Consider the following 14620-nt stretch of genomic DNA (forward strand, 5'->3'; position numbering starts at 1 on the left):
GGTCTTGGGGTACGACACTCCCGGCTTGGAAGGTGTGGTCCGCTTCTGCTAAGGGCGGGGCCCCCTTCCGCAACATCGAGCTCCCCCCGTGAAAAATGACCATGACACCCGCTTGCAATTTGCCATCGATCTGGCGCGGCGGGCGGGCGAGCTCGGCCTGAAATATTTCCGCGACCTCGACAGCCTGACCATCGAGAGCAAGGGCCATCAGGATCTGGTCTCGCAAGCAGACCGCGAAGTCGAGTTGTTCATCCGCGCCGCCATTGCCGCCGCCTATCCTCGGGACGGCATTGTCGGCGAGGAACACGCCTCGGTCGCCGGCTCGACAGGCTATGTCTGGGTGATCGATCCCATCGACGGCACCGCCAATTTCGTGCGCGGCATTCCGGCCTGGTGCGTGGTGATCGCTTGCGCCCTGCATGGCGAGACCGTGGTAGGCGTGATCCACGAGCCGTCGACCGGCGAGACGTTTCACGGCCGGCTCGGCGGCGGCGCCTTCGTCAACGGCAGGCCGATCAGGACCAGTGCGGCGACCAGCCTGGAAGAAGGGTCCGTCGGGACCGGATTTTCAAACCGCGCCGACACCGAAAATGTCGCTGTGCTGGTTAGCATGATCCTGGCCGAGGGCGGTGTCTTCTTCCGCAACGCGTCCGGCGCCTTGATGCTCGCCTATGTCGCCGCCGGCAGGCTGCTTGGCTATGTCGAGGAGCACATGAACGCCTGGGATTGCCTGGCCGGCATGCTGTTGGTCGAGGAAGCTGGTGGCACGATTGTCAAGCCGGATCCGAAGACGGTGCTGCAAAATGGAACGCTGGTGATATCAGGCGGCAAGGGAGTTTTTTCGAAGCTGCGGGAGCTCAGTTCGGAGGCGTTCAAGCTCTGACCCTGCCACCTTCGTCATGACGGTCCTTCACGTCCTTCGATTCCAAAAGCCGCGAATTGCCAAGTCGCGATCAAGCCAGTTTGGCCAGGAGCTTCATGAAGGTGGCGATCTCCTTGGCCAAGAGCGGCGCCAGCGTTTCCTGGGTGATATCGCGGGCCAGCGGGATCAGGCGTTCGACCGCATCGCGGCCTTCGGCCGTCAGGTTGACCAGCAGCCGCCTCTTGTCGACCTCATGCTTGGAAAGCTCGACCAGGCCGCGCGCCTTCAATCGGTCGATGACGCCCTTCACCGTCGCCGCGTCCATGGCGATGAGCGTGCCGAGCTGGTTCTGCGAGGTCTCGCCGACATCGCGCAGCTTGGCCAGCGCCGCGAATTGCGGCGGCGTCAGATCGGCGATATGGGCGGCGAAGATCGAGACATGGCGCTGGTGCGCCTTGCGCAGGATGAACCCGACCTGCTCCTGCAGGCGATAGTCGTTTTCGTCAGGCTCTTCGGCCTCGACCAGCTTCAGCAGATTGTCCTCGGCGCTCACCGCAACCCGTCCCAGGCCTTGATATCCCCGGCCGCCAGCCCGCCCATGCGGTCGTGCACGCGCGGGCCGCAGGCCATGGCGAGGCAGAACAGGATCTCGTCGGGGCGCGGGCCGTCGCTGATGCCGACTTCCATGGCGTCGAAATGGCTGCGCACATAGGCGGCATTGATGTGGCCGAGCGGCACGTCGAGCCGCGAGCCGAAGGCGCCGACCTTCTTGGCCGACGGCACGATCGCCTTGGCGTCGCCAAGCCGTTCGCGCATGGCGTATCCGCCGGGCACATGCCACAGCGCGCCATGCTCAAGCTCGCCTGATGTGCCGACAATGGCGCCCTTGCCGTAACCATCGATCTGTTTGGCATCGCCGCCGAGTGCCGCGATCAGCCGGTCGGCGAGCAGCAGGCCGAGCGGCTTCAGATCATCCATGGCGCTCTGCAACTCCTCGACATAGCGCCCGGCGAACGGGTTCTTGACCACGGCAAGAGCGGCGGCGCGCCGGCGCGGCACCTTGGCCACCGGCCCGCCCTCGTGAAAGATCTCTTCGGTCAGCACCGCGATCTTGCGGATCGGAAACTCAGGCATGCGCTACTTCCTTCCCAGGACTCTTGTTGGGCGCGGCAAGCGCCATGGAACCACAGATGCGGGTCTGGCCGGCAAGGAACAGCGCCGATGCGGCAATCAATCCCCGGCAGTGGAAATCTTCGGCGACGGCAAGTCCGCCGTCCAGCGCCGTGGCGATTTCCGATGGAGAAAGCCGGCCGACCTCCTGCGTCACCAGCCGGCCGCCAAGGTCGCTGTCCGGCGCCAGATCGCGTGCCGGTATGCGCCGGATGGCCGGATGGCCGGCCAGGTCGACGGCATTGGCGATCAGCGTCGCGGCGGCATCGGCTTCGGCGCCAGTTCGCGCCAGCACGGTGACGGCGTCGGCAATCCCAAGCGAAAACGAGCGTCCGCGCCAGCCGCTGGTGGCGACGCCGCGCACGCCATCCCCGGCACGGATGACGATGCGGTCGGCCAGACCGTGTCCAGTGCCGGCGATGGCAAGCCTCATCGACTGGCCGGCGCCGAGATGGAGCGCGCTGTCGCCGCCATTGTTGACATAGGCGCGCTCAAGCGTCCGCCCGGCAAGCAAGGCCGCAAGAATTTCGTCGGCTACCGAACCGGCGACGGCGGCCATAGGCGTGATGAATTTTTCCGCCAGCGGCACAACCGCAGCTTCCATGCGTCGAGCCGTCGGGCCGCCGAATGCGCGTGGCCGCGGCGCGGCCGGGCGGCGCAATTCAGGCAATTCCTCGACCAGCTCGGGCAGGATCGTCTGAAAGCGCGCCACCGCCTGCCCGTAGGCCTGGCGGCATTCGCCAGTCTCGCCAAAAGCCTCGACGATCAGGTCGATCGGCCCGTGGTTGAGATGCAGCCGTTTGCCGTCCTGCAGCCAATGCACTTGCGGGCCAGACATCACCTGGCCCCGTTCGCACGGTGCAATTGTGCCAGCGGCGGCCATGGATTGCCGGCCGCGGCACCCGTGCCGCGGCGCGGATTGAGATACTCGCCGCCCTTGGCGACGATATCCTCGACGCTGCGGATTTCGGCCTCGTAGCCGCCAAGCCGGATGTAGTCGTCGCGGCGCAGGGTGAACTCGATCGGCGCCACCAGGGCCGGGGTCGGCACATAGCCGAAGGCGCCTTCCGGCACCCGCGTGACATCGACCATCAGCGTGATGCCGCCGCCCGGCCAGACATAGACCGGCGCGCCGCCGACCGTCACATAGGTGGTCAGGCCTTGCACGGAACGGGTCAAGTTGACCGGGTTCTCGGTGACGCCGGCGCGCAGCGAACCACCGGCGCCGCCGATGAACAGCACGGTGCACAGCGCCGGCTCGCAATTGTCCTCGATCAGCCCGACGGATTTTTGCAGCCGCTCCGGGAAGGGTTTCTGCACCGGTCTCAGTTCGTCATCGAGTTCGTAATAGGCGAACTGCTCGCCGGTGGTCGAAACCATCAGCAGCGACAGGCCGGGCCGCGCGCCCTTCTTGGCGTTCCACTCGCCAAGGATCGACAGCGGGTCGGATATGCTGGTGCCGCCCCAGCCGAGGCCGGGCTCGGACACCTTGAAATAGCGGCCCGGCGTCGACCGGCGGCCGATGATCTTGATGCCCGTGTCCTGCCAGCCCAGCACCTTGCCGGCCTGATGCTCGGAAACGACGCCGGTGATGTGGTCGTCGACGACTACCACCTCGTCGACCAGCCCGCGCCATTGCGTGGCGAACATGCCGATGGTGGCCGAACCGCAGCCGACACGCATGCGATGCTCGATCTTGCCGTCGATAACCGGTGGTTTGCCGGCTTCGACGATGACGGTGGCGCCGCCGTCGATGCTGAGTTCCACCGGCTTGCGGTTGCACAGATTGAGCAGCGCATCGCAAGTGGCGCGGCCTTCCGACTTCGAGCCGCCGGTCAGGTGATGCACGCCGCCCAGCGACAGCATCTGCGAGCCGTATTCGCCCGTCGTGACATGGCCGATCGCCTCGCCTTGCGACCGCACGACAGCCGTCTCGGGTCCGATATGACGATCGGTGTCGATCTTCACCTTGACGCCGCAGTAGGAGAAGATGCCCTCGGTCACGACCGTGACGAGATCGACGCCCTCGACCTCCTGGCTGACGATGAACGGGGCCGGCTTGTAATCGGGATAGGTGGTGCCCGCACCGATGGCCGTGACGAAGCGGCGGCCGGTGTTGACCAGCTCGCCATCCCATGCCTCACCCCCGGCGACGAACGGCACCATGGCCAGGCCGGTCTCCGCCGCATGGTCGAGGATGGTCAGCGGGTCCATGCGCACGATCCGGCCGCCGACATTGCCGTAGCGGTCGCAGGCGCCGGTGCGGCCATCGGCGATGTAGCACATCACCGGACAGGCATCGCAGCGGATCTTCTCCGCCACCTGCTTTTCGCCGGGATCATGCGTCTCGAAGCGTTCGGCGAGCTCGCTCATGCGCGTGCCTCCTTCTCGCGAATGGCGGCGCGGATGCGCGTTGGCGTCGCCGGGATCTTGGTGACCAGGACGCCGGTGGCGTGGCGGATGGCGTTGAGGATCGCCGGCGCCGTCGGGATCAGCACATGCTCGCCCAGGCCCTTGGCCCCGAACGGTCCTTCCGGATCCGGAACTTCGATCAATATGGTCTCGATCGGCGGCACGTCGCCAATGGTCGGGATCAGATAGTCGTGCAAATTCTCGGTGCGGCCAGGGATATACTCTTCCATCAGCGCCATGCCGATGCCTTGCGCGATGCCGCCTTCGATCTGGCCTTCGACCAGCAGCGGATTGATCGCCTTGCCGACATCATGTGCCGCGGTGATTTTGATCAGCTTCACCGTGCCGAGCTTGAGGTCGACCTCGAGCTCGGCGATCTGCGCGCCATAGCCGTAGACCGCATAGGGCTTGCCCTGCCCCTTGGTATCGAGGGGCAGCGTCGGCGGATCGTAGCTTTCCTCGGCGCGGAAGACGAAGCCTTCGGCATCGACGTCCAATGCGGCGAGATCGATGTGGCGCGTGGCCTCGCCTTCGCGGATGACGATCGCCGAGCCATCCAGCTGCAGGGATGCCTTCTCCGAAACATTGGCAAAGCGCAGGATCTTCTCACGCAAGGCGCGGCCGGCCTTTTCGGCCGCCTTGCCGGTCACGAAAGTCTGGCGCGAGGCCGAGGTCTTGCCGGCATCGGGGGTGATGGCCGTATCGGCGCTCTTCAGCCGGAATTTCTCCAGCGGCAGGCCGAGCGCGTCGGCGCAGATCTGGGTGATGACCGTGTTCGAACCCTGGCCGATATCGACCGCGCCCTGATGCAGGATGATGTCGCCGCAAGCGGCGATGCCGACGCGGATGGTCGACGGATTGGGCAGCGAGGTGTTGCCGCAGCCATACCAGCAGGAAGCGACGCCGACGCCGCGCCTTCTATCCCTGCTGGTGCTGTTGAATGCATCCGCGTCAGTCTTCGCGCGCGCCCAATGCGGCCGCAAGGATTCCAGGCACTCGGCAATGCCGACGCCGGAGTCCAGCCGCTGTCCGGTAACCGTTTCGGATCCGTTCCGAAGGCAGTTCTTCAGCCGAAAATCGAGCCGGTCCATGCCCAGCTTGCCGGCCAGTTCGTCATAGAGCGTCTCTTGCATGATCGTCGCCTGCGGCACGCCGAAGCCACGGAAGGCGCCGGAGATCGGCCCATTTGTATGGATGGCGCGACCCTCGGCCCGATAACTCGGCGTCGCATACGGGCCGGAAGCGTGCACCGGCACGCGGTTGGCGACCGTCGGCCCCCAGCTGGCATAGGCGCCGGTGTTGAAATCGCCGGCAAAGATCATGCCGGTGACATGGCCGTCGGCATCGGCGCCGATGGTCGCCTTCATCTCGGCCGGATGGCGCTTGGTGGTCGACATCATCGATTCGTTGCGCGTGTAGGCGAGCGCCGCAGGCCGTCCGGTCTTCAGCGCCACAAGGCCGATCAGCGGCTGCAGCGAAACGTCGAGCTTGGAGCCGAAGCCGCCGCCGGTCGCAGTCGGCACGATGCGCACCTTGTCGACGGCAAGACCGAGCACCTTCGCGGTGTCGTCGCGGTCCATATAAGGCGCCTGGGTGCAGGCGACGACGACCAGCGTGTCGCCATCCATATAGGCATGGCCGGCTTCCGGCTCGATATAGGCGTGCTCGACATAGGAGGTGTCGATGGTGCCGGACACGGTGATGGCAGCGCCGGCAAGGGCCGCCTCGGGATCGCCGCGCTCGACAAAGCCGGAGGTGAGTAGGTTCGCCGGGCGGTTATCATGGATCAGCCTGGCGCCGCTGGCCTGCGCGTCGCAAGGCTGCAGAATATGCGGCAGCTCGCTCCAGCGAACCGGAAAATCCGACAGGTCGAGATCGAGGATGGCCTCGCGCTCGCCGGCGACCAGCGCCACCGCCTCGCCGCGAAGGCGAACAAAGCCTTCCGCCAGCGCCGGCTGGTCGGCGAACGGGCCGATGACGCCGAAACAGTTCTTTCCCGGAATGTCGGCAGCCGTGAAGACGCCGGCGATACCGGGATGTTTCCTCGTCCAGGCAGCGAGATCGCCAAAGACGAACTCGGCATGATAGTGCGGCGAGCGCACCACCAAGACGGCCAGCGCATCGGCGGGGAAGGAATCGCCGCCGAATTTTTCATCGCCGGTGACTTTCGGCACGCCGTCGAGCCGAACGGGCGAAGAGCCCACCGCATTGCCCGAGATTGGCATTCTGCGATCAAAGCCGAGATCCAACGAACGGCGTAGGTGCTGCCCCTCACCCTTACCCTCTCCCCGTAAGGGACGGGGAGAGGGGGTCGCCAGCGTTGGTGCGCTTCCCTTCTCCCCGTCACTGTACGGGGAGAAGGTGCCGGCAGGCGGATGAGGGGCGGCGCCGTCAGTTGATGGTTCGAACCGCCCTGCATCCATCACCGCCGCGATGATCTTCCGGTAGCCGGTGCAACGGCACAGGATGCCGCCGAGCGCATCCTGCACCTCGGTCTCAGTCGGATTGGGTTTCTTGTCGAGCAGAGCGGTTGCGGCAACCAGCAGGCCGGGCGTGCAGATGCCGCACTGTGCGGCGCCATGGTCGAGGAACGAGGCCTGCAGCGCCGACAGCCGGCCATTGGCGAGCCCTTCGACTGTTGTCACCGACGTACCAGCCGCGGAGGCCACCGACATCAGGCAGGCGCAGACGGGATCGCCGTCGACCAGCACCGTGCAGGCGCCGCAGTCGCCGGCGTCGCAGCCGACCTTGGTGCCGGTCAGCAGCAATTCGTCGCGCAGCACGGAGGACAGCCGGCGCAGCGGCGGCACGTTGACCGAGATGGCGGCACCATTCACTTCGAAGGCGATCTCCGCCCGCTCGGGGCCGAGGCGAGGCTGAACGCCACCCGGATCGGACAGAGCTTCACGCATGTCGGGCGAGACCTGGCTCATGCCGCTGCCACCTCGTGGTCATTCACCGGCTCGCAGGCCTGGAGCACGGCGCGGGCAACGATCTCGCGCACCGCATCGAGCCGGTATTCGGCGCTACCGCGCACATCGGCGATCGGCGACAGCTCATCCATCGGCGCGGCCAGCACCGCATTGGCGAGCGCCTCGCTGGCGGGCAGGCCGCGCAAGGCGGCCTCGACGCCGGCAAGGCGCCTGGCCACCACCGAGCAGGAGCCGGCGGCCACCGCCGCTTCCATAACGATGTCGTTCTCGACGACCAGACGCGCCGCCACCATGGCAATGGAAATGACGAGATAGCGCCGTGCGCCGAGCTTGACGAAAGCCGATGTGCCTTGGGCCGCATGCTTCGGCACGCGGATAGCCGTGACCATCTCGCCGGTCAGCAGGGCGGTGCGGCGATTGCCGAGAATGAAGTCCTGCAGCGGCAGATGACGCGTCGCCGCCACTGAGCGCAATTCGACCTCGGCATCGAGCACGAGCAGGGCCGGCACGCCGTCGGCGGCCGGCGAGGCGTTGCAGAGATTGCCGGCAACCGAGGCGACGTTCTGGATCTGCGCCGAGCCGACCTCACGCGCCGCCTGTTTCAGCGCATCGAAGGCCGGCGGCAAGGAATGACGGATAATGTCGGTCCAGGTCGTGCGCGCGCCGATGACGAAGTGGTCATCCGTCTCGGCCATGCCCCGCAGCGCCGCCAGGCCGTTGATGTCGAGAACATTGTCGCGGAAGGGCTTGCTGCCTTGCGCCGGATAGAAATCGGTGCCGCCGGCAAGGATGCGCCATGCGCCCTCGCCAAGCAAAGCGAGCGCTTCGTCGACAGAGGTGGGTTTCGCGTAACGGATCACGCTTTGCCTTCCCAAATGGGGCCTTCCAGAAACCGGTATTCCGAAAGACCTGCCAGCGTCGGCGCTGGACGAAATTCATTCGTATGCAAATGATATCAAGACGGCAGGAATTGTCAAAGCCGGAGTTTGCGGCAGCCCGGCCGGCACGCATTTGTTATACGGCCAGCGCATGACCCCGAAAATCGGAAACGATTTTCGGAAAAGGATCATGCGCAAAATCAAAGTGCTACAGCGTCCTTTGCGCGTCCAAGAGGACGCGCGGCGCTGTAGAGGTTGACGCCGCAGGCCATCTGGTCGAGTTTCTGCGTCCGGTCGCGTCAGCGGCATTTTCCACCGGAGCCTTGCATACAGAAGAGGAAAGCCCATGGCCGACGAAGCGCTTGTTGTCATCGACCTGCAGAACGACTTTTGTCCGGGCGGCGCGCTGGCGGTTGCCGGCGGCGACGAGATCGTGCCGCTGGTCAACGACCTGATCCGGCATGCCGATCATGTCGTGCTGACACAGGACTGGCATCCCGCCGGCCATTCGAGTTTTGCCTCCAGCCATCCGGGCTCGCAGCCGTTCACGATGATCGACATGCCCTACGGCCCGCAGACTTTGTGGCCGGACCATTGTATCCAGGGCAGCCTGGGCTCGGATTTCCATTCCGGCCTCGCCTGGACCAAGGCGGAGCTCGTCATCCGCAAGGGGTTTCGGCCGGCCATCGACAGCTACTCGGCCTTTTTCGAGAACGACCGGACGACGCCGACCGGGCTTGCCGCCTATCTCCGGGAGCGTGGCATCGACACGCTGACCCTGGTCGGGCTGGCGACCGATTTCTGCGTCGCCTTTTCGGCGCTGGACGCCGTCAAGCACGGCTTCAAAACCACCGTCCGGCTCGATGCCTGCCGTGGCATCGATCTCAACGGTTCACTCGAGACAATGCTGCGGCGCATGCGCGATGCCGGCGTGACGCTCGAAGACCATTTGTCGGACTGAACCGGCTGTGGGGCATTCGAGGGGGTTTTCGCCGGTTGCGACGGGGGTGATCGCGGGTGCTGCGATCGCCGTCGCGATGCTGTTTCCGGAACAAGCCTCGGCGGCGGAGGAACACGGTCTGCCCGGCGCCTCGATGTCGCTGTGGTGGGTGCTGCCCTTTGCCGGCCTGCTTTTGTCGATCGCCACGGGTCCGCTGCTCTTCCACCATGTCTGGGAGCACCATTACGGCAAGATCGCGGCCCTTTGGGCGGCGCTGGTGATCGTACCGCTGGCATTGGCCTTCGGTGTCCCACTGGCGACCGAGGCGGTGCTGCATACCGTGCTCACCGAATACATGTCGTTCATCATCCTGCTGTTCGCGCTGTTCACCATTTCGGGCGGCATCCTGCTTGCCGGCAACATCCATGGCACGCCGCTGGTCAATGCCGGACTGCTGCTGGTCGGGGCGTTGCTGGCCTCGCTCATCGGCACGACCGGCGCCTCGATGATCCTGATCCGGCCGATCCTGCGCGCCAACGACGCCAGGCCTTTCAATGCCCATGTCGTCATCTTCTTCATTTTCCTGGTCTCCAACATCGGCGGCTCGCTGACGCCGCTCGGTGACCCGCCGCTGTTCGTCGGCTTCCTGCGCGGCGTCGATTTCTTCTGGACGACGACGAACCTCTGGCGCGAGACGCTGTTCGTCAGCGCGGTGGTGCTGATCGTCTTCCTGGCGATCGACATCATCCTGCATCGCCGCGAAAGCGGTGCGCCGAAGATCAAGGACCCGACGCCGGACAAGACGGTCCGCCTGCGTGGCCTGCCCAACATTCCGCTGCTGGCCGGCGTCATTGGCGCCATCCTGCTGTCGGCGACCTGGAAGCCGGGTGTCAGCTTTTCGGTCCTCGGCGTCAGCCTCGAGCTGCAGAACCTGGCGCGAGACGCCATCATCATGGCGCTCGCCTTCGTTTCGCTGGCCGTCTCACGCAAGGAGTACCGCGCGGCGAACGGCTTCAACTGGGGGCCGATATCGGAAGTGGCGAAACTGTTTGCCGGCATCTTCATCTGCATCGTGCCGGTGGTCGCCATTCTGAGAGCCGGCCACGACGGTGCGCTGGCGCCACTGGTTGCGCTCGTCACCACGGCGCAAGGCACGCCCGACGACCTCGCTTATTTCTGGCTGACGGGCGCGCTGTCGTCTTTCCTCGACAACGCGCCGACCTATCTGGTGTTCTTCGAACTCGCCGGCGGCGACCCACGGCATCTGATGGCGGAAGCCGCCTCGACGCTGGCGGCGATCTCGGCCGGTGCGGTGTTCATGGGCGCCAACACCTATATCGGCAATGCGCCCAACTTCATGGTCTATGCCATTGCCAGGCATCGCGGCGTCAAGATGCCGGGCTTCTTCGGCTATATGGCGTGGTCGGGAGCGGTGCTGATCCCGACATTCCTGGTTGCGGGGTTCTTGTTCTTCGGGTGAGCGGGCGAAGCGCGCCGAGCCCTTACCTCCCCCTTGTGGGGAGGTCGGACCGTAGGTCCGGGTGGGGGTCGGTGCCGCACCCCCACCCCGCTGCTTCGCAGCGACCCCCCACAAGGGGGAGGGTAATCCTCACCCGACCCCCACATACCGCCGCACCGCCGACGGATCCGCGCGCAATTGCTCGACATCGACCGTCTCTCGGTTGCGGCCGTTCTCTATGAAGCAAACACGGTCTGCGACGGACAGCACCGCATCGACGCGCTGTTCGACCAAAATGGTCGAGACGCCCATGTCGCGCAGCGTCGACACCGTCTCGCGGATATTGGCGATCATCGACGGCATCAGCCCCTCGGTCGGCTCGTCGAGCAGCAGCACCTCAGGTTCCAGGCAAAGCGCGCGCGCCATGGCCAGCATCTGCTGCTCGCCGCCGGACAGAGTGCCGGAGCGTTGCCTGAGCCGCTGGCGCAGCAATGGAAAAAGGTCGAGGACATTGTCCCGCACGGCCTTGCCCTTGCCGCGCGCCATCCGCACCCGTTTCGTGCTGGCCGACGTCAAGGTCCGGCCCTCGGGCTGGGTGAGACGGCCCATCACGTGACGATCGAGATCGAGGGTTCGAAGAAACCGGCGCTGACCGCGCGCTGGCTGACGCTGACCTTGATCGAGCGCCAGCCCGAGACGGCATGAGCGACCCGAACGTCCTCGACCAGATAGCGCTCGCGCCCTACCTCGAGGCGAAATCCGGACTTTTCCGGGCTTCTCTCCATCGAAAAATTCAAATCGGGCCAATCGAACCCGACTTACCTTTGACCGCGCAAAGCGGCCGCTACGTGTTGCGCGCCAAGCCGCCCGGGCAATTGCTGAAATCGGCGCATCAGGTCGACCGCGAATTCACCGTGATGAGCGCGCTTGCCGGCACCGCGGTGCCCGTGCCGCGGATGCTGCACCTGTCGGCGGAGGATTCGCCGATCGGCCGCATGTTCTACGTCATGGATTTCCTCGACGGCCGCATCTTCTGGGACCCGGCGCTGCCGGAGGCCCGCGACAACGAAGAACGCGCCGCCATCTACCATGCCACGAACGCAACGCTTGCGGCCCTCCACGACGTCGATGTCGAGGCCGCGGGTCTTAGCGATTTCGGCCGGCCGGGCAATTATTTCGAGCGCCAGCTGGCGCGCTGGACCAGCCAGTACCGCGCCTCGGAAACCGGCACCGTCGCCGATATGGACCGGCTGATTGCCTGGCTGGAGACGCATAGGCCGGCCGATGACGGCCGCGTCCTCGCTGGTGCATGGCGATACCGGCTGGACAATCTGATCTTTGCGCTGCGTCAGCCAGAGGTGCTGGCGGTGCTCGACTGGGAATTGTCGACGCTCGGCCATCCCTTTGCCGACCTGCCTATCAATGCATGCAATGGCGCCTGCCGCACGCCTCGGGTTTTCGCGGCCTGGGCGGCATCGACCGTCGCGCGCTCGGCCTGCCCTCCGAAGACGCCTATGTCGCCGCCTATTGCCGGCGGCGCGGGCTCACCAGCATTGGTAACTGGACCTTCTTCCTGGCCTTCTCCTTCTTCCGGCTGGCGGCGATCTGCCAGGGGGTGTTCAAGCGGGCGCTGGACGGCAACGCTTCCAATCCCGAAAAGGCCAAAAACCTATGGCGAGGCGGTGAAGCTGCTTTCGCATCTCGCCGCGAAATTGATCGACGAGGAGGCGTGATGGGCCGTTTTGAGGGAGCAACCGTGCTGATCACCGGTGCGACCGGCGGGCTTGGCCGGGGTGCGGCGAAAGGCTTTGCCACTGACGGCGCGCGGCTGTGCTGTCGGACATCGACGAAAGGGCGCTGGCCGACCTTGCCGGCACGCTGCAGGCCGAAGCGGCGATCCTGGCAGGCAACATCGCCGACGAAAAACTGTCCGAGGATCTGGTCAGGCTGGCGGTCGAAAAATTCGGCCGGCTGGATGTCGCCATCAACAATGCCGCATCGTCCAGAGCTTCGTGCGCTTGCCGCAGGTCGCGTCGGACGAGGCGCGCCGCGTCCTGGAGGTCGATCTGCTCGGCGTGTTCTATGCGACGAAGCATCAGATCCCGCAGATGGAGCGGCAGTTCAACGCGACCGGCAAGGGCGGCGCCATCGTCAACATCGCCTCGGCCGCCGGCCTGTCCGGCGCACCGAAGCTCTCGGTCTATGCCGCCGCCAAGCACGGCGTCCATCGGCTTGACCCGCTCGGCGGCGGTCGAATACGCCACCAAGGGCCTGCGCATCAACGCCATCTGCCCCGCCCACACCAGAACAGCCATGGTCGACAGCTTCGTGCGCAACTCCGGCGCGCCGGAAGCAGAGGCGTTGGGCCGAGCTGACACGCGGCGTGCCGATGAAGCGGGTGGCCGAAGTCGATGAAGTCACCACCGCCATCCTGTTCGCCGCCGATCCGGCAAACTCCTTCATGACCGGCCACGCGCTGGCCATCGACGGGGGATCAGTGCGATCTGATGCATGCCGCTTGGGAACCTGTCGCGCCCTTGTTCGTTTTCGTACAGCGTATATAATTAGCCACGCACCAACCAAACGAAGGCACGAGATCTTGCCGCCGAGCGTCCAGAAACGCCGCGAGAAACAAAAGGCCGAACTGCGCTCCGAGCTGGTCCAGGCCGCGCACAAGCTCGTCCAGGAAGAAGGCTATGAAGGCTTGACCATCCGCAAATTGGCCAAGCGGGTCGGCTACGCACCGATGTCGGTCTATTCCTACTTCGCCGACAAGCAGGACATCCTGTTTGCGCTGGCCGAGGATGCGTTCGAGACGCTTGCCCGACGCATCGAGGAGCATCCATCCGACGATCCGATCGAGGCGTTGCAGGCGGTCATGACGGAATATGCCGCCTTCGGGCTCGGCAATCCCAACGAATACCGCACCGTGTTCATGACCGAAAAGACCCAACTGCCGGACGGCAGGAGCTCGACAACATGGAAGAGAGCAACCCGGCGATGAAGGCGCTGATCAGCAGGGTCGAGGCCTGCGTCGCCGCCGGCAAGTTGCAGGGCGATCCGCGCGCCATCGCCACCATGCTGTGGGCGGTCGGCCACGGCACGATCTCACTGCTGATCACCTTTCCGTTCTATCCCTTCGGCGACCCGCAGGCCTTCGTGAAGCGGATGTGCGATTTCACGCTTGCCACGCTCAGCACGCAGAATGTGCCGCCGCTGACCGAGACGCCGGTCAACTGCTGAGCGGCACCCCTTCACAAATCACCAAGATCGACCGCTGCGACGCTCGGCTGTGTCAGAACGCCGCGATTTTCGGCATTCAATAAAAGTTCAATAAAATTTGTCGTACATGTACGTTTTTCTGTCTTGAACCTCGGCATCTCCGGGACGTATATGTACACCGTATCGTACATGTACGGAAAAAATTCAACGGTCGAAAAACGGAGACTGACGATGAAAAAGACACTCCTCACCCTCGCCGCCGTGCTGGCACTTTCGGGCTCGGCCTTCGCCGCCAGCGCCACCCAGCCGGTCAAGCAGGCACCTGCTGCGACCTGCGTCGACACCAGGACCCATGTGAAGCTCGATTGCGCCTCGACCGGCTCGGTCGAGAAGAAGGGCTCCACGGAAAACACCGCTGAAGGCAAGGGCCCGCGGCTCGGCATCAGCATCAATCCGTGGATTGTGCCCAGCACGTTCTGATATCCGCTGACGATCACAAGCCGAGGCCGGCGCGATTCGCAAGCCGGCTTGGCGAGCATTTCTGTTTAAGCGACGCCGCCTCGGTTGGCGGCACCGAACTGGCCAGGCGAACGCTGACGCGTAGCCCGGCAATGCCGCTGGCGCCGAAGCATCAGAAGCCGGCGTGGGGTTGGCCCATCAGCTCAGGCCCCCATCAGCTCAGGCCCCCATCAGCTCAGACCCTTGTCGCCATCGGCATGCAGGCGCAGCCCTTTCTGGACGATC

11 protein-coding genes and 6 pseudogenes are annotated in these 14620 nt (G+C 65.1%); 10 read left to right on the forward strand and 7 right to left on the reverse strand.

The genetic code is table 11. The features are described from left to right. The first annotated feature begins 88 nt into the window (after positions 1 to 88). Complete coding sequence (locus ACFSQT_RS13820) at positions 89 to 883, forward strand: inositol monophosphatase family protein (RefSeq protein ID WP_379019402.1); 795 nt, start codon at positions 89 to 91, stop codon at positions 881 to 883. 70 nt (positions 884 to 953) lie between these two features. Here the strand turns inward: ACFSQT_RS13820 and ACFSQT_RS13825 are convergent, their stop codons facing one another. Genes ACFSQT_RS13825 through ACFSQT_RS13850 form a run of 6 tightly spaced genes read right to left on the reverse strand, consistent with a single transcriptional unit; the run spans position 954 to position 8237 of the window. Further along, complete coding sequence (locus ACFSQT_RS13825) at positions 954 to 1415, reverse strand: MarR family winged helix-turn-helix transcriptional regulator (RefSeq protein ID WP_379019404.1); 462 nt, start codon at positions 1413 to 1415, stop codon at positions 954 to 956. Then, positions 1412 to 1996, reverse strand: a complete 585-nt coding sequence (locus ACFSQT_RS13830) for an amino acid synthesis family protein (protein WP_379019406.1) — start codon at positions 1994 to 1996, stop codon at positions 1412 to 1414. The genes ACFSQT_RS13825 and ACFSQT_RS13830 overlap by 4 nt, the downstream gene beginning before the upstream one ends. Continuing rightward, a complete protein-coding gene (locus ACFSQT_RS13835; protein ID WP_379019408.1) occupies positions 1989 to 2870 on the reverse strand; it encodes a UPF0280 family protein in 882 nt (293 codons plus the stop codon). Before ACFSQT_RS13835 ends, ACFSQT_RS13830 begins: the two co-directional genes overlap by 8 nt. Beyond that, on the reverse strand, positions 2870 to 4405 hold the full coding sequence (locus ACFSQT_RS13840; protein ID WP_379019410.1) for a 6-hydroxynicotinate reductase: 1536 nt from the start codon (positions 4403 to 4405) through the stop codon (positions 2870 to 2872). The genes ACFSQT_RS13835 and ACFSQT_RS13840 overlap by 1 nt, the downstream gene beginning before the upstream one ends. After that, entirely contained in the window at positions 4402 to 7377 is a 2976-nt protein-coding gene (locus ACFSQT_RS13845) for a molybdopterin-dependent oxidoreductase (protein WP_379019412.1), read from the reverse strand. Before ACFSQT_RS13845 ends, ACFSQT_RS13840 begins: the two co-directional genes overlap by 4 nt. Next, positions 7374 to 8237: an FAD binding domain-containing protein gene (locus tag ACFSQT_RS13850; RefSeq protein WP_379019414.1), complete on the reverse strand. Its 864-nt coding sequence runs from the start codon at positions 8235 to 8237 to the stop codon at positions 7374 to 7376. The genes ACFSQT_RS13845 and ACFSQT_RS13850 overlap by 4 nt, the downstream gene beginning before the upstream one ends. A gap of 364 nt (positions 8238 to 8601) precedes the next feature. Here ACFSQT_RS13850 and pncA point away from each other — a divergent pair, with 364 nt between their 5' ends. Continuing rightward, positions 8602 to 9216, forward strand: a complete 615-nt coding sequence (gene pncA, locus ACFSQT_RS13855; protein WP_379019416.1) for a bifunctional nicotinamidase/pyrazinamidase — start codon at positions 8602 to 8604, stop codon at positions 9214 to 9216. Between the two features lie 49 nt (positions 9217 to 9265). Further along, the gene (locus tag ACFSQT_RS13860) at positions 9266 to 10675 is read left to right on the forward strand and encodes a sodium:proton antiporter (RefSeq protein ID WP_379019446.1); all 1410 of its coding nucleotides are present in this window, start codon (positions 9266 to 9268) and stop codon (positions 10673 to 10675) included. Between the two features lie 129 nt (positions 10676 to 10804). Here ACFSQT_RS13860 and ACFSQT_RS13865 read toward each other — a convergent pair. Next, a pseudogene (locus ACFSQT_RS13865) lies at positions 10805 to 11200 on the reverse strand (ATP-binding cassette domain-containing protein); the annotation flags it as partial. On the opposite strand from ACFSQT_RS13865, the pseudogene ACFSQT_RS13870 reads away from it, so the two are divergent. From ACFSQT_RS13870 to ACFSQT_RS13900, 7 genes and pseudogenes are all read left to right on the forward strand, one after another. Beyond that, a pseudogene (locus tag ACFSQT_RS13870) lies at positions 11199 to 11359 on the forward strand (MaoC family dehydratase); the annotation flags it as partial. The pseudogenes ACFSQT_RS13865 and ACFSQT_RS13870 sit on opposite strands and share 2 nt — an antisense overlap. Continuing rightward, positions 11356 to 12387: pseudogene (locus ACFSQT_RS13875) on the forward strand (phosphotransferase family protein). The pseudogenes ACFSQT_RS13870 and ACFSQT_RS13875, both read left to right, overlap by 4 nt. Positions 12388 to 12484: 97 nt before the next feature. Then, positions 12485 to 12604 (forward strand): annotated as a pseudogene (locus ACFSQT_RS13880) (oxidoreductase); the annotation flags it as partial. A gap of 125 nt (positions 12605 to 12729) precedes the next feature. Next, positions 12730 to 12828: pseudogene (locus ACFSQT_RS13885) on the forward strand (oxidoreductase); the annotation flags it as partial. A 28-nt stretch (positions 12829 to 12856) separates the two neighbouring features. Further along, positions 12857 to 13069 carry an SDR family oxidoreductase gene (locus tag ACFSQT_RS13890; protein WP_379019447.1) on the forward strand — a complete coding sequence of 71 codons (213 nt, stop codon included), beginning with the start codon at positions 12857 to 12859 and terminating at the stop codon, positions 13067 to 13069. A 184-nt stretch (positions 13070 to 13253) separates the two neighbouring features. Further along, positions 13254 to 13897: pseudogene (locus ACFSQT_RS13895) on the forward strand (TetR/AcrR family transcriptional regulator). A 210-nt stretch (positions 13898 to 14107) separates the two neighbouring features. Then, positions 14108 to 14356 carry a DUF680 domain-containing protein gene (locus ACFSQT_RS13900; protein ID WP_111548716.1) on the forward strand — a complete coding sequence of 83 codons (249 nt, stop codon included), beginning with the start codon at positions 14108 to 14110 and terminating at the stop codon, positions 14354 to 14356. Positions 14357 to 14620: the final 264 nt, after the last annotated feature.

It is taken from the genome of Mesorhizobium calcicola, from assembly GCF_042682105.1.
Classification (GTDB): Bacteria; Pseudomonadota; Alphaproteobacteria; order Rhizobiales; family Rhizobiaceae; genus Mesorhizobium; species Mesorhizobium calcicola.

Excerpts from the sequence above, each read along its gene's own strand:
- ACFSQT_RS13845 (WP_379019412.1), bottom strand. The coding sequence starts at position 7,377 with ATGAGCCAGGTCTCGCCCGACATGCGTGAAGCTCTGTCCGATCCGGGT.
- ACFSQT_RS13900 (WP_111548716.1), top strand. The coding sequence starts at position 14,108 with ATGAAAAAGACACTCCTCACCCTCGCCGCCGTGCTGGCACTTTCGGGC.
- pncA (WP_379019416.1), top strand. The coding sequence starts at position 8,602 with ATGGCCGACGAAGCGCTTGTTGTCATCGACCTGCAGAACGACTTTTGT.
- ACFSQT_RS13840 (WP_379019410.1), bottom strand. The coding sequence starts at position 4,405 with ATGAGCGAGCTCGCCGAACGCTTCGAGACGCATGATCCCGGCGAAAAG.
- ACFSQT_RS13890 (WP_379019447.1), top strand. The coding sequence starts at position 12,857 with ATGCCGCCGCCAAGCACGGCGTCCATCGGCTTGACCCGCTCGGCGGCG.
- ACFSQT_RS13835 (WP_379019408.1), bottom strand. The coding sequence starts at position 2,870 with ATGTCTGGCCCGCAAGTGCATTGGCTGCAGGACGGCAAACGGCTGCAT.
- ACFSQT_RS13830 (WP_379019406.1), bottom strand. The coding sequence starts at position 1,996 with ATGCCTGAGTTTCCGATCCGCAAGATCGCGGTGCTGACCGAAGAGATC.